The sequence below is a fragment of the Kribbella voronezhensis genome, from assembly GCF_004365175.1.
Classification (GTDB): domain Bacteria; phylum Actinomycetota; class Actinomycetes; order Propionibacteriales; family Kribbellaceae; genus Kribbella; species Kribbella voronezhensis.
The window spans coordinates 5,446,731-5,463,867 of the sequence record NZ_SOCE01000001.1 but is presented as its reverse complement, the minus strand read 5'-3'; the positions used below and the strand labels follow the sequence as shown (position 1 = coordinate 5,463,867).

Genomic DNA, 17,137 nt, shown 5'->3' with positions numbered 1-17,137 from the left:
GCCGCTGTGGGAGGTGGTCGCCGCCGTCCGCGCGGTGAAGAGCCCGGCGGCGCATCCCCTGCACCGCCGCTGGATCGACCGGGTGGCACGACCGCTGGCCGGCCACGACCTGCGCATGCTCACCGAACTGGTGCCGGTGCCGACCCAGGTCATCCCCGCCTTCGTCTGCCCGCCACCGAACACTCCGCTGCCGAGCCTCGAACTCGAGCTCGCGACGCTCGCGGCCACGCCCGCCGACCGGGTGCGGCGAGGACTAGACAGCATGAAGGCACCGCTTAGCCCCGTCGTACAGGCTCTGTGGGATTCCCCCGAGCAAGTGCTTCCGGACCTGGTCGCGAAGATCGAGTTGTTCTGGTCGATCGCGCTCGAACCGTTCTGGTCGCGCATCCTGTCGCTGCACCAAGGCGACATCCTCTATCGCGCCCGCCGGCTGGCCCAGGGCGGCGCCCAGGCGTTGTTCGAAGACCTCGACGACACCGTCCGCTGGTCCGGTGACAGCCTGCGGATCGAGCACCGACAGGTCCGCGGGACCCGCACGGTCGGGGGTCGCGGACTGCTGCTCGTCCCGTCCGTGTTCATTTGGCCGCAGGTCTTCTCCGTCAGTACGCCGCCGTGGCAACCGACGCTGCGGTACTCACCGCGAGGAATCGGAACCGTCTGGGAGCCACGGCACGCCGAGCCGTCCGCAGCGCTCGCCGGGGTGATCGGACGATCACGGGCGCTCCTGCTGGCGGAACTCGACGCACCCGCGTCGACGCAGGAACTGGCGAGCCGGACCGGCCTGACTGCCGGTGGAACCTCACAACACCTCACTGCCTTGCTGGCTGCTGGACTGGTCAGTGCGCATCGGATGGGCCGGTTCGTCTATTACGCCCGGACGCCGGTCGCCGAGAGTCTGCTGACCGCCGCTGTCTGACGGGCTATCTGTGACACCCTTGGGCGGGTGACGAGTGACGAGGCTGTGGCGGAGATCGCTGGGGTGATGAAGAAGGCCGGGCTCGTCTGGCTGGCCTGGGGCGGCGGCCGCCCGTTGCCGGCCTGGTTCGCCACTGTCGACGGCTCGTACGTCGTGCTCGCGGATCGCTCAGGCAGCGCGGAGCAGCCCTTGCCTGGGCTGGCCGCAGCGGGGACGGCCGACGTCGTAGTACCGGCGAAGCCCGCTACGAACCGGCTGGCCGGCTGGAAGGCAACCGTACGGCGGTTGGAACCCGGTAGCGACGAGTGGACGGCTGCTGCACAGGTGCTGCGGACCGAGCGGCTCAATGCGGAGGGTCTGGACACTCAACTCGAACGCTGGAAGACCGAAGCCGATCTGCTCGTCCTGGAGCCCACCGGTGTGATCAGCGAGTCAGCAGGCCAGTGGGACGACCGGTCGCGCCTGGAGACGCCCGCGGGCAGCCCGGCTACGACCCGCGGCAAACGCCCCATCACCTTCCACCGCCGCAGCAAGCGCCGCCCCAAACTGAGCTGACCGGGGGCGCCAAACGCGCTGGTCAGCGGGTCGGGTGGCGAGCGGGCGGCGTACGGGCGGTTAGCCTTCGAGCATGAGTGGCTCACCGTCGCGCGTTTACATCGCCCGGCTGGCCGGTCTCCCGGTGTACGACCCGAACGGGGACCAGGTCGGCAAGGTTCGCGATGTCGTCGTGATGCTCAGACAGGGTCACCAGCCGCCGCGGGTGCTCGGGCTGGTGGTCGAGGTGTTCACCCGGCGGCGGATCTTCCTGCCGATGACCCGGGTCACCTCGGTCGACGCCGGCCACGTGATCACCACCGGCCTGGTGAACATGCGGCGCTTCGAGCAGCGGGCGACCGAAGTACTGGTGCTCGCCGAACTGCTGGATCGCAAGGTGACCATCCGCGAGACCGGCGCCACCGCGGTCGTGTTCGACCTGGCGATGGAGCAGTGGCGGACCCGCGACTGGGTGCTGTCGAAGGTCGCGGTGACCGAGGGAGCCAAGCGGTTCCGGCGGCGTGGGCAGTCGCACGTCCTGGACTGGGCAGACGTCAGCGATCTCGGGCAGGCCGAGGAAGGCCAGGGCGCGACCCACATCCTGGCTGCCTTCGAGTCGATGAAGCCGGCGGACCTGGCCGGCGTACTGCACGAGTTGTCGCCCAAGCGGCGCAAGGAGATCGCGGCCGCGCTGGACGACGAGCGGCTGGCCGACGTCCTGGAGGAGCTGCCGGAGGACGACCAGGTGGAGATCCTGGCCGGTCTGGACACCGAGCGAGCGGCCGACGTCCTGGAGGAGATGTCGCCTGACGACGCCGCCGACCTGATCGCTGATCTGCCGACCGAGACCGCCGAGCGGCTGCTGACGCTGATGGAGCCGGACGAGGCCGAGGACGTCCGGCGACTGCTCACGTACGAGGAGCGCACAGCCGGCGGTCTGATGACGTCGGAGCCGGTGATCCTGCCGGCCGACGCCACGATCGCCGATGCGCTCGCGCACGTCCGCAATGCCGAGCTGAGCCCCGCGCTGGCCGCGATGGTGTACGTCTGCAGGCCGCCGCTGGAGACACCGACCGGTCGCTTCATCGGGATCGGACACATCCAGCGGCTGCTGCGCGAACCGCCGTCGGCGCTGGTATCCGTTGCCCTCGACACCGATCTCGACGGGTTGCGCGCGGACGACAGCCTGCACACCGTCAGCAAGTACCTCGCGACCTACAACCTGGTGGCGGCGCCGGTGCTGGACGACGAGGGCCGGCTGCTCGGCGCGGTCACCGTGGACGACGTACTCGACCATCTGCTCCCGTCCGACTGGCGCGAGTCCCAACAGCAGCCGGAGGTGGATCGCAATGCCCCGTGACGACCGCAGTTCCGACGACCGCCGGCTGATGCGGGCCGCGGACCGGCTCGACATCCCGCGCGAACTCCGGCGCACGATCGTGCGCCGGCGCGCGTACGACGCGGACGCGTTCGGGCGGATGTCGGAGCGGATCGCCCGCTTCCTCGGCACCGGCCAGTTCCTGGTCTACATGACGGCGACGATCCTGTTCTGGGTCGGCTGGAACATCTTCGCGCCGGAGCACCTGCGCTGGGACCAGTACCCGTTCATCTTCCTGACCCTGGCGCTCAGCCTGCAGGCGTCGTACGCCGCGCCGCTGATCCTGCTCGCCCAGAACCGGCAGGAGGCCCGCGACCGGGTCCAGTACGAGCGCGACCGCGACGTCGACGCCCGCAGCCGCGCCGACATGGAGTTCCTGGCCCGCGAGATGGCGGCCCTGCGGATGTCGGTCGGCGAGGTGGCCACCCGCGACTTCCTCCGCTCCGAACTCCGCTCACTGCTGGCCGAACTCGAGCACAAGGACCGCGAGGACGACCGGGTCTGAGTCTTTGCGGGCGAGCTACCCTCGCCTTGAGCTGGGAGGACCTCGGATGAAGAGTCGATTCAAGCCCGATCGTGGGCTGACCAACCGGATGCTGGTGACCAGCTTCCTGCTGGGCCTGCTGTACGTCGGTTTCGTCGCGGTGCTGATCGCGGTGACGAAGAGCGCCGTACTGGCCATCGTGATCGCGGGCGGGATGCTGTTCGCGCAGTACTGGTTCTCCGACCGGATCGCGCTCTACGCGATGCACGGCCGCGTCGTCAGTCCCGAGGAGGCGCCGCAGTTGCACGGCGCCATCGACCGGTTGTGCGCGCTGGCCGACATGCCGAAGCCGCGGGTCGCGATCGCGGACGTCGATCTGCCGAACGCGTTCGCCACCGGGCGCAATCCGTCCAAGGCGGTCGTCTGCGTGACGACCGGGATCATGCGGCGCCTGGACGCCGACGAGCTCGAAGGTGTCCTCGCCCACGAGCTGTCCCACGTGGCGCACCGCGATGTGGCCGTGATGACGATCGCGTCGTTCCTCGGCGTACTGGCCGGACTGATCACCCGCTTCGGGCTCTACAGCGGCCTGGGCGGCCGGCGCGATCAGAACACGGCCGTCATCGTGCTGACCGTCGTCGCGGTCTCGGCCGTGGTCTACGCGCTCTCGTTCCTGCTGACGCGTGCCCTGTCGCGGTACCGGGAACTCGCCGCGGACCGGGCCGGCGCCGTACTGACCGGCCGACCGTCGGCGCTGGCCTCCGCGCTGACCAAGATCAGTGGGGACATCGCCCGAATACCGTCGCGCGACCTTCGCCAGGCGGAGGCGTTCAACGCGTTCTTCTTCGCCCCGGCCATCTCCGGCAAGGGCGTCAGCCTGTCGACGCTGTTCGCGACCCACCCGCCGCTCGAGACGCGACTCGACCGGCTCGGTGTGCTGTCCCGCGAGCTGGGCGAGCAGGCTTAGCCGCATGGGTCTTCTCGACATCCTGCTCGGCAGGAGCAAAGCCGTACCCCCGAACCTCGATCAGTTGTTCTCGCTTCCGTCGGCCGCGATCACCTTGGAGACCGCGGCCGGGTACCGGCCGACCGGCAGCGGATCGGTCTGCTTCAAGGCAGCCGAAGGCGGCGGTTTCTCGGCGCTCCGCGACGAGGTCGACAAACTGCTCGCCCTCGACAACGGCAAATTCACCAGTACGACGGACTCCTTCGGCTTCACCTGGTTGGTCCGCGAGACCACGCCCGACGACCTCGAAGGCCTCGTCACCGACCTGCACGCGGTGAACACGTCTCTCGTCGACGCCGGCTTCGGCGCCGCCCTGCTGTGCACGCTCGTCTCCTTCACCAACGGCACCCGGTCGCTCGGGCTCGTGTATCTCTACAAACGCGGCTCCTGGTACCCGTTCGTCCCCGTCGGCGCCGACCGGCGCGACAACGCGACCGAGCTCCAGATCAAGTCGATCGTCGGCGCCGATCTCCGCTTCGAACCCGACCTGGCCCGCTGGTTCCCGGTCTACGGAGCACCCGGGCTGTAGGGGGTTGCTCAGGTTAGGGTCGCCTTGCCGGGCGTAGCTCACATGGACTGGAGTCGGGGGCTAGACGGGGAGCACGTAGCCTGGGACGTATGGGTCTTACTGCTGATCAGGTGACGGTTGCGCTCGGTTCCGTGATGGACCCGGAGATCAAGAAACCGATCACCGAACTGGGGATGGTCGAGTCCGTCGTCGTACGCGAGGACGGCGTGGTCGCAGTACGGATCCTGTTGACTGTCGCCGGCTGTCCGATGAAGGACACCCTGCGTCGTGACACCACCGCCGCCGTGAGCGCGCTCGACGGTGTCACCGGGGTGGAGATCGACCTCGGGGTGATGTCGCCCGAGCAGCGGGCCGCCTTGCAGACCCAGTTGCGTGGTGGCGTGGCCGAGAAGGAGATCCCGTTCGCGCGGGCCGACTCGCTGACCAAGGTGTTCGCGATCGCGTCCGGCAAGGGCGGCGTCGGCAAGTCGTCGGTGACGGTGAACCTCGCGGTCGCGATGGCGGCCAAGGGGTTGTCGGTCGGCGTACTGGATGCCGACATCTACGGGCACTCGATCCCCGCGATGTTCGGGGTCGCGGACGAGCGGCCGACCGCGGTGGACGACATGATCATGCCGGTGCCCGCGCACGGCGTGAAGGTGATCTCCATCGGCATGCTGAAGCCCAAGCGCGACCAGGTGGTCGCCTGGCGCGGCCCGATCCTGGACCGCGCGCTGGTGCAGATGCTCGCCGACGTCTACTGGGGCGACCTCGACGTACTGCTCCTCGACCTGCCGCCCGGCACCGGTGACATCGCGATCTCCGTCGGCCAGCGGCTGACGTCGGCCGAGGTCATCGTGGTCACCACCCCGCAGGAGGCCGCCGCCGAGGTGGCCGAGCGGGCCGGGACGATGGCGCAGATGGTGCACCAGCGGGTCGCCGGCGTCATCGAGAACATGTCGTACCTGCCCTGCCCGCACTGCGGCCCCGAGCACCGGATCGAGATCTTCGGCTCCGGCGGTGGGGCGCGGGTCGCCGAGACACTGTCGAAGCGGCTCGGCTACGACATCCCGCTGCTCGGCGAAGTACCGCTGGACGAACGCCTCCGCAGCGGCGGCGACAACGGCCAGCCCCTCGCGATGGCGAACCCCGAAACCCCCGCAGCCCAGGTCCTCGAACAAATCGCCGACCGCCTCGGCGGCAAACCCCGAGGCCTCCTCGGTCGCCAACTCGGCCTGTCCCCTGTCGGTCGTTAATCAACTCGTACGCCGATCGCCCACGCGCGCTCCTTCGTCGCGCGCTCCCACCCACCCCGGCTTGCGCCTAGCTACCGCTGACGCGCCTCACACGCTGCGCGGGCGGGCGCTGGCGCGCACTAGCTTCCGCTGACGCGGGCGCTATCGCGCCGACTCCCGCTGACGCGGGGTTGTCCGCTGGCGCGAGAGCTGGCGCTACCTCGGTGTACTCAACGCGAGCCCGCTGACGCGGGGCCGTTTGGGCTGGTGTTGTTCGCGGGGACGTCGCTTGCCGACGAATCCGCGCCGCGAGGTCTCGCATGCCGTTCGCTTGTGTGGAGATCACCAACCGTCCGCGCGGTAAGTGGGTGAGCCGGTGGGTGGTGTTGATTTTTGGGGTGGCGTTTCTTTCTCAGCATCCTGTGCTTACTGATGGTGTGGTGGTTCTGCGGGGGCCGCGAGATGACGATCTTCCCGGGGCGATTGAGCGGAACGTCGAAGACGGCGGCACGTTCGGCGTGCAGGATGCGCGGAACTGGATCGGGTACGGGATCGCCGAGGCCTGGGCGGCGGGGACTCAGTTGGTGTTTGTGGTCGAGCACGAAGGCCGGTACGCCGGGTCTGTCGGGCTGCGACCTGATGCGATGGGCAACGCGAGTGTTCATTTCGGGTTGAGCCGCTGGGCCCGGGGTGCGGGCGTGGCGGCGCGGGCTGTGCGGTTGGTGGTGGGGTTCGGGTTCGAGGTGTGCGGGTTCCACGTGATCCACTGGTGGGCCGCGGTGGGGAACTGGCCGTCGCGCCGGGTTGCCTGGGCGACCGGGTTCCGGGCGGGCCCGATGATCCCGGGGCTGGTGGAGTTGGCGGGCCGGCGTACGGATGCTTGGACGGGGTGGATCCTGCCCGGGGATCCGCGCGAGCCGAGGCAGCGGTGGTTGGAGGTTCCGGTGCTCGAGACGTCGCGGATCCGGCTGCGCCCTTGGCGCGACGACGAGATCGACCGCATCAGTTCCGCGCGGACGAACCAGGCGACCGCGCACTTCCTGCCGTTCATCCCGCAGCCGTTCAGCGCCGAGGACGCGCGCTGGTGGCTGAAGGATCTGGCCGAGCAGGCAGCGACCGGCAGGCGGCTCAATTGGTGTATCGCGGACGCCGCGACCGACCTCGGGCTCGGCAATCTCACCCTGTTCAACCTGGGCAAGGACGGCGACGGCGAGCTCGGCTACTGGATGCACCCGGACGCCCAGGGCCGCGGTGTGATGGCCGAAGCCCTGCGCTGCTTGACTTCCTGGTACTTCGCAGCCCGGGCCGACGGCGGTTTCGGCGGCTCCCGCCTGGTCATCCGTACGGCGGCGTCGAACCAGGCGGCCCGCAAAGTCGCCGAGGCAGCCGCCTTCCACCACGTCGGCACCGAACGCGAGGCCTTCCGCTTAGCCACCCACACCGACGACCGCGTCACCTACGACCTACTGGCGTCCGACCAGATCGCACGAAGTGGCGACATTCCCTTTTCGACGTAACCGGCGATCGGCTGGTCGCCACCCTCCAGGTACCACTGTTCGAGCGCGGCAAAGTAGCCGAACACCAAGGCGTTGGCCGCCACCCGGGCCTGCGCCTCGGTCAGCCCGCGACCGCCGCCCACCAACAGCGGGGCGATGCGCTGACCAGCGCGGTCGAGAGCAGCACAGGCGGCCATCCGCACAGACGGCTCCTGGAAGAAGTACCGAACCCGGCGCCAAGGACTCCGCTCCCCTTGCGAAGCCCTCCCGGCAGCAGGCGTCGCGGCATCACCGCCCACCGCCTGGGCACCACGCGTCGCATCCTCACCGGCCACCGCTTCATACCTGAGCACGATCTGCAGCATGCTCTCGACCGGATCGTCGACGTCGAGGATCTCCGCGAGCGCCTCTTCGCTCATCGTGTCGAACTCGTCCGCGACCAGGATCCCCTCCTTGGTCCCGAAGTACCGGTACACCGACGACGGCGAGACCTCCGCCGCGGCCGCGATCTCCTCGATCGTCACCGCCCCGTAGCCACGCTCGTCGAACAGATCGAGCGCGCACTCCTGGATCGTGCGCCGAGCCTTCACGCGCCAACGTTCCCGCAGACCGGTAGCCATGCGGCCAACCTACGAGAAAGTCACATGCTTCAGCAAGTCACTGCCTGATAAAGTCACTCGCATGAGACAGTCACTTTCTGAAACCCGCACAACAGGACGCAGTACGACGCTGATCGCCGCCGGTCTCTCCCTCGTCCTCGGAGCAGCCGCGATCGTCGACCAAGCCGGCAGCCAGAGCCTCGTCGAGCACGCCACGACCGCCTACACGTCGTACGGGAAGCAGCCGTCGGCCGGAGCGCTCTACGGCCTCCTGTACGGCGTGGTGGTGGTCGACGTGGCGCTGTGGTTGCTGGTGGCCGGAGTCGCGCGCAGACGCCGACAAATCGCTGCCGGCCTGGCAGCGCTCATGGTCCTGATCAGCGCAGGGCTGGCCGTACTGCTACTCGCGTCGTCCGAGTACGGCGTACGCATCTTCCCGCCGCTGTGGGGGCTCCTCGCGCTGCTGCCCGCGATCGCCGGAGCAGTCGCGATCCCGTACCTGATCCGTCGACGGACCTAGGTCGACTCGGGGTCGTACGGCGCGCGCTGGCCGGCTGGGAGGCGTTGGGGGGTGTCCATCAGGTCCATCGACGACGAGACCGGCTTGTCGAAGTCGTCGTCGTCGATGCCTTCGAGCAGGTGTTTGCGGACGAAACTGCGGGGGTTGAGGTCGCGGACGTCGAGGTCGGCGAACTCCGGGCCGAGTTCGTTGCGCAGGTCGTTCTGGGCGTTGGTGACCATCCGGCGCACCTGGCGCAGCAGGTTGCCCGCCGTCCGGATGAACTCCGGCAGCCGGTCGGGGCCGAAGACGAGGATGGCCACGATCGCGATCACCACGATCTCGAGTGGCCCGATGTCGAACAGCATCTCCCTCACCCCTCCCACAACGACAGAAGCACCGCGGACAGCGTAGCCCGCACCCGGTCGAGTTGCCCGCCGGGTCAGAGTCAGCCGGTTTGCTGGCCGAGGGCCACGGTGACCTGGCGCGGTTTGCCGCCCCGCTCGAACTCGAGGCGGACGTTCTCGCCCGGCCGATGGGTCCGGATCGCCACGATCAGCGCCTCCGCACTCTCCACCACCAGGCCGTTGATCTTGGTGATCACGTCGCCCGTGCGCAGCCCGGCGCGCGCCGCCGGCGATCCGGCGTTCACCTCACTCACCCGGGCGCCGCCCTCGAACTGCATGTCCACGTTCGCGCCGATCACCGGGTACGACGCCTTGCCCGACTCGATCAACTGCTGCGCGGTACGCCGGGCCTGGTCGATCGGGATCGCGAACCCCAGCCCGATCGAGCCGCTGGTGCCCTCCTCGGCCCCGCGCACAGTCGCGATCGCGGAGTTGATCCCGATCACCCGCGCGTTCATGTCGACCAGCGGCCCGCCCGAGTTGCCCGGGTTGATCGCCGCGTCGGTCTGCAGCGCGTTGATGTAGGAGATCTCGCCTTCGCCGCCGGCCGTGACGGGCCGGTTCTTCGCCGAGACGATGCCGGAGGTGACCGTGCCGGCCAGACCGAGCGGCGACCCGATCGCGACCACGTCCTGGCCGACGACCGCGAGCTCCGACTGGCCGAACTTGACCGACGGCGCGTCCAGCCCGGCCACCTGGACGACGGCCAGGTCGTACGCCGGTGAGCGGCCGACGAGCCGGGCGGTCGAGGTCTTGCCCTTCTGCGTCACCACCTGGATCGAGCCGCCCTTGGCCGCGGCAGCGACGACATGGTTGTTGGTCAGGATGTGACCGACGTCGTCGATCGCGAAGCCGGAGCCGGTCGCGCTGGAGTTGTCGGCGCCGTCGACCTTGAGCTGGACGACGCTCGGCAGCAGGGTCGCCGCGACGGCCGACACCGAGCCGCTGCGGATCTTGGGGTCGGCGCCCACACCGATCGCGGGGCCGCTCGGGTCGTCGACCGGACCACTGTTGTTGTCCAGCGCGACCACGCTCACCGCAGCGCCCGTGCCCGCGATCAGGCCGACGATCAGCGCGACGATGGCGGCGATCAGGATCGTGCGGTTGCTCTTGGGCGGCGGCGCCGGCGTGTACGCGCGGGCCTGCTGCTGGTGCCAGTCGAGCGGCGGGGGCGGCGTGTACATCGGCCGCTGCGTCGGCCAGGCCTGCCCCGGGTACGCCGGCCGGAACCCGCCGTCGAGCGGCTCGGGCCGCCCGAAGCTCCGCTGCGTCACCGATCGGGCCGGAGCCTGCCGGTACGGCGCGTTGCTCCCGGGCGCGGGCATCGACGCCGACCCGCCGCCAACACCAGGAGCGCTCGGAGCACCCACGGCACCAGGAGCACCAGGTGTGGGGCCGGCCGCCGTACCGGCTTCGGCTGGGGGTACGACGGGGCCTGCTACCGGTCGCTCCGGCGGCAGTACGCGAGTGGGTTCCGGGGCCGCCGGGTCTCTCGGCGTCGGGACCGTCGGCTCGGCGTCATCGGTGCTCACGGTGGCCGCCTCACGTCGTCGTTGGTTCGGTCGTGCAGTCCCCACCGGGCTTCCGATAGGTACTCCCAGACTTGATTATCCCAGTTTCCAGGAGAGGGCACTCATCGGCGTGAGCCACTTCGCCATTTTGGCCAGCCCGGTGCCCACCCGTTCCACCGCCGTCACGCGCGGCAACGGCTGATGTGGGAAGGCCGCGACGACCTTGCCGAGCTGGTCGTACGGGAGATCGCCGACGAGGGTGTAGACGATGCCGCCGGACGACCACATCGCGTACGACGGCATCCCGTACCGCTGGTAGACCGTCGCCCCCTCGTCGGTGGTGATCGCCGTGTACCCGGCGACGGCCGACGGATCCAGCTCGCCGCGCTGCTCGAACAGCGAGACGTTGAACAACCCGTCGGAGTACGAGAACTGCAGGGAATTGCTCGCGGTGTCCTGATGAACGTCGTACAACTGCAGGTCGGAAGGAAGCGAAGCCGAGCACGTCCAGCCCTGGGAGCGCAGGCTGTCGACCTTGCTCATCCCGACCGACTCCACTCCGCCCGGCACCATCGGGGGCAGGTGGCTGAGGAACTCGGAGTTCTCGATCTCCAGTTCGGTGAAGACGGTCGCCCGGACCAGCGTCGTACCGTCCAGCCCGAACAGCTGCCGCTGCAGCAGCAAGCCGGTCGCCTTGTCGATCCAGAAGCGCGCCGCCAGCGTCTTGTCCCCACGCAGTGCCTCAACCAGTACGGCGGCGCGCCCGATCGTGGCCGTGCAGCACTTGTAGACCAGCTCGTACGTCGCCTTGAGCAGCGCCAGCGGTCCGCCGTCGACAGTGGGCCCTACCTCGTGACCAGCGCGCTGCACGAACGCCTTGGCGCCCGGTGACGAGCCAGAGCCCACCACGCTGATCTCCGAGCCCTGCGAGGCCGCGTGGACGATGTCGAGCATCGCCGAGCTGGCCCCGGTCGGTCCCCAGGACGTGATGATCTGCGTGCCGTGGTACGAAACCCGGTCGGGCGCCGCGGCGGCTCGCTCCAGCCAGTTGACCGCTGTGGGTGAGTCTTCGCGGGGCGCGACGGCCGCGGCGGGCATGGGCAGGCCGAAGCCGATCAGTGCGGTGCTGACCAGGACGGCGAGCCGGGAGAGGCTCACTGCTCAGCGCCCCGCGAGGGCCACCGGCTGGAGCGTCGGGCTCAGCCCTGCGTACCCCGTCCCGTTGAAGGAGTTCAGCATCGCCACCGGGTCGGTGAACGGCGCACCGTTCGTCGCAGCGGCGTGGTCGGCGGAGAAGCTCGCGACTGGCGGCTGCAGCACCGGCGGCTGCTCTGTGCGCGCCGGGTCGCCCAGGACGAACGCAGTACCGAGCAGTGAGGCGACTGCGGCAGCAGAGCTCGCTGCACCCAGTACGGCGGTACGCCGGCGGGCGCGGCTGACACGGGACCCCGGCCGGGTCGCACCGGTTCGCGCAGCCGGGAACGCCGAGCGCTGCGGGAACAGCGGGACCGGAGTCACCACCGGCCGCACCTCTTCCCGCGGCTCGGTCGAGAACGACGGCACGCCCAGCAGGCGCTGCATCAGGTCGCTGGACGGCTCGATCGGCTCCGCTGCGGCCAGTCGCGCCTTCAGCCGACGCTGGGCGTCCACCTCGCCACGGCAGGTCTCACAGCCGACCAGGTGACTCAGCACCTTGTCCCGCGAGTCGTGGTCCAGCTCGCCGTCCACGACGGCGCTCAGCTTGTCCAGGGGGTGTTGCAGCGTCACTGCTCGCCACCTCCGGCGACGAACGGCCCGTCCGCGGGCGGGCCACTGACACGGGTCTGACCCGACCGTGGCGCGCGGTGCTCGAGATGCTTGCGCAGCATCGAGCGCCCTCGGTGGATCCGGCTCCGGACGGTCCCCAGCTTCACGTCCAGCACATCGGCGATCTCGTCGTACGTCATGCCCTCGATGTCGCAAAGCACCACGGCCGCGCGGAAGTCCTCCGGCAGCGCGTCCAGCGCGTATTGCACATCGTGGTCGAACAGGTCGGAGTCCAGCTTCTCGGCCGGGCCCGAGCCCTTCGCGGGCAGCCGGTCGTGCGCGTCCTCGGGCAGCCCGTCGAAGCGGATCCGCTGCCGGCGGCGGGCGCCGTCCAGGAAGAGGTTGGTGGTGATCCGGTAGAGCCAGCCTTCGAAGGTGCCCGGCGTGTACGACGACAGCGAGCGGAAGACCCGGACGAACACTTCCTGGGTCAGGTCCTCGGCGTCATGCTTGTTCCCGGTCAGGCGGTAGGCCAGCCGGTACACCCGGGCGGAGTGGGTGCGGACGATCTCGTCCCAGGACGGCAGTGCCTCCGGCTGTGCCTGGCCATGGGGCTGCGGTGTGTAGGCAGGAGCCACGGAGGTGTCGACCGGCTTCACGACAACGCCTCCCTGGGCACCCGTCCTGCGATCCGCACTCTGCGGGGCAACGAGCGTGACCACCATAGTGTCGCGTTCACCGTCCTCTTCGCACTTCGGGAGCACCCGGGTCGAACCCTGAGATGCCGGTACGCCGAGTCAACGGGCCCCGCGACCGGGAAGTTCCCCGCTCGCGCGATCACTCTCGTAGTACCAGACGTCTGAACGGCCATTTCGGTTGAACGCTATTTCTCTTCGATCACTGCGATGGGGTCGCCGTCGCGGACGACCTCGCCTTCGGAGACCTTCATCTCGGTGATGGTGCCGGCCACTTCGGCGAGCACCGGGATCTCCATCTTCATCGACTCCAGGATGACGAGGGTGTCCTCGGGGCCCACCGTGTCCCCGGCCTTGGCGGTGACCTTCTGGACGTTGGCCACCAGCTCGGCCACCACGGTGTGACTCACGCGCCGCTCCTCCTCCGCCCCGGGACGGTCCGGGATCTGCTCGGGATCCTAGTTCTCGTTCCTGAGAGATTGCCTAGCCCGGTACGACGCGACCCGGGTCCGGCCGGCGCACGTCGGCGTACAGAACCTCCGGGGTCGTCGCTCGGCCGGGTTGACGAAGACGCGCTCACAGTCCGCCGCGGCGCAGGCACCGATCGCCTGGAAGCCGTGCCCGGCGGCGAACCCGGCCAGCCCGAGTGCTGTCGCCGCAGCCAGCCACTCCGCCCAGGTCGCCTCGGGCTTCGCCACGTGCAGATGCCACGGCGCCCCGTCGTGGTCCGACAGATACGGCCGTACGGCGTACTCCGCGAGCAGTTCGTTCAGGATCCGGGCGGCTTCGCGCGGCTCGGAGTGGAAGACCGGCCGGATCCGCTCGCGAACCGCTCTGACCTGGGCGACGTCGTCCTCGTGCACCTCGGCGACCGGCTCGCCGTGATCCAGCAGGAACCGGCTCAGCGCCGCGGCCGAGGTCAGTCTCTCCGGCTCCAGGGTGCGGGTGTTCACCAGGTCGACGGCCAGCCCGATCAAGCGATCCGGCGTTTGCAGGCTTTCCACTCGACCGATCGTAACGCCTTTGTTAACGTAACGCGTAACTGATCTTTATGCGTTACAGAGGAGATCCGATGCGAGAGCTACTCGGTGTCCGGGGCATGCCGGCGTACTACGTGGCGGCAACGCTTGCCCGAGTCGGCGACGAGATGGTCGCTTTCACGCTCGTGCTCCTCGTACTGGAACGCACAGACAGCCCGGGACTCGCGGGGCTCACCGGCGCCGCCTACGCGCTCCCTGCCATCGCCACAGGTCCCCTGCTGGGCGCCTGGCTCGATCGCACCCACTACCGGCGGGCTGCCCTCGCCCTGAACCAGGCGACTCTCGCCGCAGTGATGCTGAGCCTGCTTGTTGTCGCCGGCCACGCACCCGACTGGACCGTCCCGACCCTGGCCGCACTGGCCGGTACGACGCTGCCGATGGTGAGCGGCGGTTTCACCAGCATGCTCCCGAGCCTGGTGCCACAACGGCTGCTGGCAGGCGCGAACTCACTGGAAGCCGCCAGCTTCGGCGCCGCGACGATCGCCGGCCCAGCAGCCGCGGCGACGATCGCAGCGGCAGTCTCCGTAGAGGCGGCCGCGGCAGTCATCACAGTCACCGCAACGGTCAGCATCCTCGCCATCACCCGCCTCCCCGGTCTGCCACCGGCTGTCGCGCCGGAGGACCGCGAGCCGTTCCTCGCCTCGGTCGTCGGCGGTCTGGCGCATCTGGCGCGCACTCCCCGACTCCGTATGTCGACTGTGGCCACCACCGCAGTCATGGGCGCAACTGGATTCCTGCTGATCACCCTGCCGCTGCACATGCCCTCACTCGGAGCACCGCGAGCGGCTGCGGGATATCTGTGGACCGCGCTCGAGATCGGCAGCGTCACAACCGCAGTACTGCTCGGCCGTCTGCAGAGCCGCTGGCGTCCGGAGCTGGTCGTGCTTGTCGCTGTAGCCGCCTATGGCCTCGCCATGGCGTCCTGGACACTCGCCGGAAGCCTTGCGGTCCTCCTGGTACTCGCGGCAGCCGCAGGCCTCTTCGAGGGACCGATGCTGCCGGCGATGTTCGCCGCGCGTCAGCAGTACAGCCCGGCCGAGCTGCAGGGGCGAGTGAGCACTACGGCCGCCAGCCTCCGAGTAGGAGCCGGCGCGCTCGGCCAGGCTGCCGGCGGCCTACTCGTACCAGTAATCGGCACCAGCGCCGCACTGCTGACCGTCGCGCTCGGCGTACTGGCAGCTGCCGCCCTCGGCTACCTGGCCGGCCTGAGCCGGACCACCGAGGGCACTCCTGTCGACGAGACGATCAGTCGAGGATGACCGAGCGGGTGAGGCTGCGCGGCTGGTCGGGGTTCAGGCCGAGGGCCAGCGACTTGGCGACCGCGACTCGCTGGGCGACGACGAGCGACGCCATCGGGTCGAGTTCCGGGTGGTGCACGACAGTGGCGCCGGTCGCGCGGACGTCGTCGAGCAGGCCGGCCGGGGCCTCGCCGAAGATCCACACGCCGCGCCCCGGCTGGGCGATCGCGATCGGGCCGTGCCGGTAGTCCATCGCCGGGTACGCCTCGGTCCACGCCGACGCTGCTTCCCGCTGCTTGAGACCGGCCTCGTGCGCGAGTCCCACGGTCCACCTGGTCCCGACGTACGTCACCTGCTCCAGCTTGGCGAGCTCGTCCACGTCGTACGTCAGCGCCGCCTCGGCATCGGCCGCCGCCTGACTCAGGTCCTGTCCGAGCGACGCCCGGAGCAGTCCCAGCGTCGTGGTCGCGAACCGCGTCTGTACTACGGACTGCTCGTCGGCGAAGTCCAGCAGGATCGTCTGGTCGGCCAGCTCGACGATCGGGCTGCCCGCGGTCGCGGTGATCGCCACCGTCGGCAGCTTGGTGTTGCGCACCAGGTCGAGAATCTCGGTGGTCGTGCCGGACCGGCTGATGACCACCACCGCGTCGTACTGGCGCCCGGCGGGGAACTCCGACCCGGCGAAGGCATCGGTCTCGCCTTGGCCCAGGTCCTCGCGCAGGGCGGCGTACGCCATCGCCATGAACCACGAGGTGCCGCAGCCGACGGCTGCAACGCGTTGTCCAGGCTTGGGCAGTGCGCCACCATATTGCGCGAAACCGTCCGCGACCTGCCGCCAGAGAGCCGGCTGGGTGGCGATTTCGGCGCTGACGAAGGGCGTATCGCGCACAAATGACGTGTCGGTCATGTTGTCTCCGGACTTGTAATGGTCGAAACTGCTCGAACGTGATCGAATGGTGCCAACCGGCAGCCGTCTGGCTGACCGATTGTGTGCTGTGCCATCTCCTTTAGGAGGAGCCCCGGGTGAAGCGTTATGAACGGCTGAACACGTTGCTCGAGTCGCTCGCGGAAAAGGGCGCCATCGATGTCGACGAGCTCGCCGAGCAGTTGCACGTGTCCGCGGCGACGATCCGGCGGGATCTGGACCATCTGGGCAAGCAGCAGCTCCTCACCCGGACCCGCGGCGGTGCCGTCGCCAACGCGGTCTCCTACGACCTCCCGCTGCGCTACAAGACTGCGCGTTTCGCCTCGGAGAAGCAGCGGATCGCACAGGCCGCGGCGACGCTGGTCCGCCGCGGCATGGTGATCGGCATGAACGGCGGTACGACGATCTCGGAGGTGGCGCGGACGCTGGCGACCCGGCCGGAGCTGTCCGCCGAACACGGCGAGCCGGCCTTCACCCTGGTCACGAACGCGCTGAACATCGCCAACGAGCTGATCGTCCGGCCGCACGTCAAGATGGTGCTGACCGGCGGCGTGGCCCGGCCGCAGTCGTACGAGATGATCGGCCCGCTGTCGCACCGGATCCTGGCCGACCTGTCGCTCGACATCGCCTTCATCGGCGTCGACGGGATCGACGAGACCGGCGCCACCGCCCACCACGAGGGCGAGGCGAACATCAACCAGCTGATCGTCAGCCGGGCCGCCAAGGTGGTCGTGGTGGCCGACTCGTCCAAGCTCGGCCAGCGGGCCTTCGCCCGGATCTGTGAGCTGAGCGAGATCGACACCCTCGTCACCGACGCGCAGGCCGACGAGTCCCAGCTGGCCGTCTTCAAGGAAGCCGGGATCGACGTAATCCGCTCCTGACATCCCGCACCTCCCTCTCGCTCGCTGATCCGCCGGGTG

Annotated in this window: 20 protein-coding genes; 11 read left to right on the top strand and 9 right to left on the bottom strand. The window is 69.4% G+C overall.

The genetic code is table 11. The features are described 5' to 3' along the window. Nucleotides 1–13: 13 nt before the first annotated feature. From EV138_RS25575 to EV138_RS25540, 8 genes are all read left to right on the top strand, one after another. Nucleotides 14–916 (top strand): ArsR/SmtB family transcription factor, encoded by a 903-nt coding sequence (locus tag EV138_RS25575; RefSeq protein ID WP_202866820.1) that lies wholly within the window; start codon nt 14–16, stop codon nt 914–916. A 27-nt stretch (nt 917–943) separates the two neighbouring features. Then, a complete protein-coding gene (locus EV138_RS25570) occupies nt 944–1,471 on the top strand; it encodes a hypothetical protein (protein WP_133981298.1) in 528 nt (175 codons plus the stop codon). Between the two features lie 73 nt (nt 1,472–1,544). After that, entirely contained in the window at nt 1,545–2,810 is a 1,266-nt protein-coding gene (locus tag EV138_RS25565) for a magnesium transporter MgtE N-terminal domain-containing protein (RefSeq protein ID WP_133981297.1), read from the top strand. Beyond that, a complete protein-coding gene (locus tag EV138_RS25560; protein ID WP_133981296.1) occupies nt 2,800–3,333 on the top strand; it encodes a DUF1003 domain-containing protein in 534 nt (177 codons plus the stop codon). Before EV138_RS25565 ends, EV138_RS25560 begins: the two co-directional genes overlap by 11 nt. 46 nt (nt 3,334–3,379) lie before the next feature. Next, nucleotides 3,380–4,279: a zinc metalloprotease HtpX gene (gene htpX / locus EV138_RS25555; RefSeq protein WP_133981295.1), complete on the top strand. Its 900-nt coding sequence runs from the start codon at nt 3,380–3,382 to the stop codon at nt 4,277–4,279. A gap of 4 nt (nt 4,280–4,283) precedes the next feature. Next, on the top strand, nt 4,284–4,847 hold the full coding sequence (pspAB, locus tag EV138_RS25550) for a PspA-associated protein PspAB (RefSeq protein ID WP_133981294.1): 564 nt from the start codon (nt 4,284–4,286) through the stop codon (nt 4,845–4,847). Between the two features lie 89 nt (nt 4,848–4,936). Beyond that, a complete protein-coding gene (locus EV138_RS25545; protein WP_133981293.1) occupies nt 4,937–6,082 on the top strand; it encodes an Mrp/NBP35 family ATP-binding protein in 1,146 nt (381 codons plus the stop codon). A 416-nt stretch (nt 6,083–6,498) separates the two neighbouring features. Further along, entirely contained in the window at nt 6,499–7,578 is a 1,080-nt protein-coding gene (locus EV138_RS25540; protein ID WP_238158349.1) for a GNAT family N-acetyltransferase, read from the top strand. Here EV138_RS25540 and EV138_RS25535 read toward each other — a convergent pair. Continuing rightward, the gene (locus tag EV138_RS25535; protein ID WP_133981291.1) at nt 7,518–8,177 is read right to left on the bottom strand and encodes a TetR/AcrR family transcriptional regulator; all 660 of its coding nucleotides are present in this window, start codon (nt 8,175–8,177) and stop codon (nt 7,518–7,520) included. The two genes, EV138_RS25540 and EV138_RS25535, sit on opposite strands and share 61 nt — an antisense overlap. 61 nt (nt 8,178–8,238) lie before the next feature. Between EV138_RS25535 and EV138_RS25530 the strand changes: the two genes are divergently transcribed. Further along, nucleotides 8,239–8,676 carry a hypothetical protein gene (locus tag EV138_RS25530; RefSeq protein ID WP_133981290.1) on the top strand — a complete coding sequence of 146 codons (438 nt, stop codon included), beginning with the start codon at nt 8,239–8,241 and terminating at the stop codon, nt 8,674–8,676. On the opposite strand, the gene EV138_RS25525 is transcribed toward EV138_RS25530, so the two are convergent. The 7 genes from EV138_RS25525 to EV138_RS25495 all read right to left on the bottom strand — a co-directional run bounded on the left by EV138_RS25525 (nt 8,673) and on the right by EV138_RS25495 (nt 14,018). Beyond that, nucleotides 8,673–9,023, bottom strand: coding sequence for a sec-independent translocase (locus EV138_RS25525; RefSeq protein ID WP_166678672.1), 351 nt, complete (start codon nt 9,021–9,023; stop codon nt 8,673–8,675). The genes EV138_RS25530 and EV138_RS25525 overlap by 4 nt on opposite strands. Before the next feature lie 80 nt (nt 9,024–9,103). After that, entirely contained in the window at nt 9,104–10,594 is a 1,491-nt protein-coding gene (locus tag EV138_RS25520) for a S1C family serine protease (RefSeq protein WP_133981289.1), read from the bottom strand. Nucleotides 10,595–10,669: 75 nt separating this feature from the next. After that, entirely contained in the window at nt 10,670–11,731 is a 1,062-nt protein-coding gene (locus EV138_RS25515; protein ID WP_133981288.1) for a LolA-like protein, read from the bottom strand. A 3-nt stretch (nt 11,732–11,734) separates the two neighbouring features. Then, complete coding sequence (locus tag EV138_RS25510) at nt 11,735–12,340, bottom strand: anti-sigma factor family protein (RefSeq protein WP_133981287.1); 606 nt, start codon at nt 12,338–12,340, stop codon at nt 11,735–11,737. After that, nucleotides 12,337–13,044, bottom strand: a complete 708-nt coding sequence (gene sigE / locus EV138_RS25505) for an RNA polymerase sigma factor SigE (protein ID WP_133981286.1) — start codon at nt 13,042–13,044, stop codon at nt 12,337–12,339. The genes EV138_RS25510 and sigE overlap by 4 nt, the downstream gene beginning before the upstream one ends. Before the next feature lie 158 nt (nt 13,045–13,202). Next, on the bottom strand, nt 13,203–13,424 hold the full coding sequence (locus EV138_RS25500) for a biotin/lipoyl-binding carrier protein (RefSeq protein ID WP_112244158.1): 222 nt from the start codon (nt 13,422–13,424) through the stop codon (nt 13,203–13,205). Between the two features lie 48 nt (nt 13,425–13,472). Beyond that, complete coding sequence (locus EV138_RS25495) at nt 13,473–14,018, bottom strand: CGNR zinc finger domain-containing protein (RefSeq protein ID WP_133981285.1); 546 nt, start codon at nt 14,016–14,018, stop codon at nt 13,473–13,475. Between the two features lie 68 nt (nt 14,019–14,086). Between EV138_RS25495 and EV138_RS25490 the strand changes: the two genes are divergently transcribed. Continuing rightward, nucleotides 14,087–15,313: an MFS transporter gene (locus EV138_RS25490; RefSeq protein WP_133981284.1), complete on the top strand. Its 1,227-nt coding sequence runs from the start codon at nt 14,087–14,089 to the stop codon at nt 15,311–15,313. On the opposite strand, the gene EV138_RS25485 is transcribed toward EV138_RS25490, so the two are convergent. Further along, nucleotides 15,300–16,199, bottom strand: coding sequence for an SIS domain-containing protein (locus EV138_RS25485; RefSeq protein WP_133981283.1), 900 nt, complete (start codon nt 16,197–16,199; stop codon nt 15,300–15,302). The genes EV138_RS25490 and EV138_RS25485 overlap by 14 nt on opposite strands. 116 nt (nt 16,200–16,315) lie before the next feature. On the opposite strand from EV138_RS25485, the gene EV138_RS25480 reads away from it, so the two are divergent. Beyond that, the gene (locus tag EV138_RS25480; protein ID WP_112244167.1) at nt 16,316–17,098 is read left to right on the top strand and encodes a DeoR/GlpR family DNA-binding transcription regulator; all 783 of its coding nucleotides are present in this window, start codon (nt 16,316–16,318) and stop codon (nt 17,096–17,098) included. The last annotated feature ends 39 nt before the right edge of the window (nt 17,099–17,137 follow it).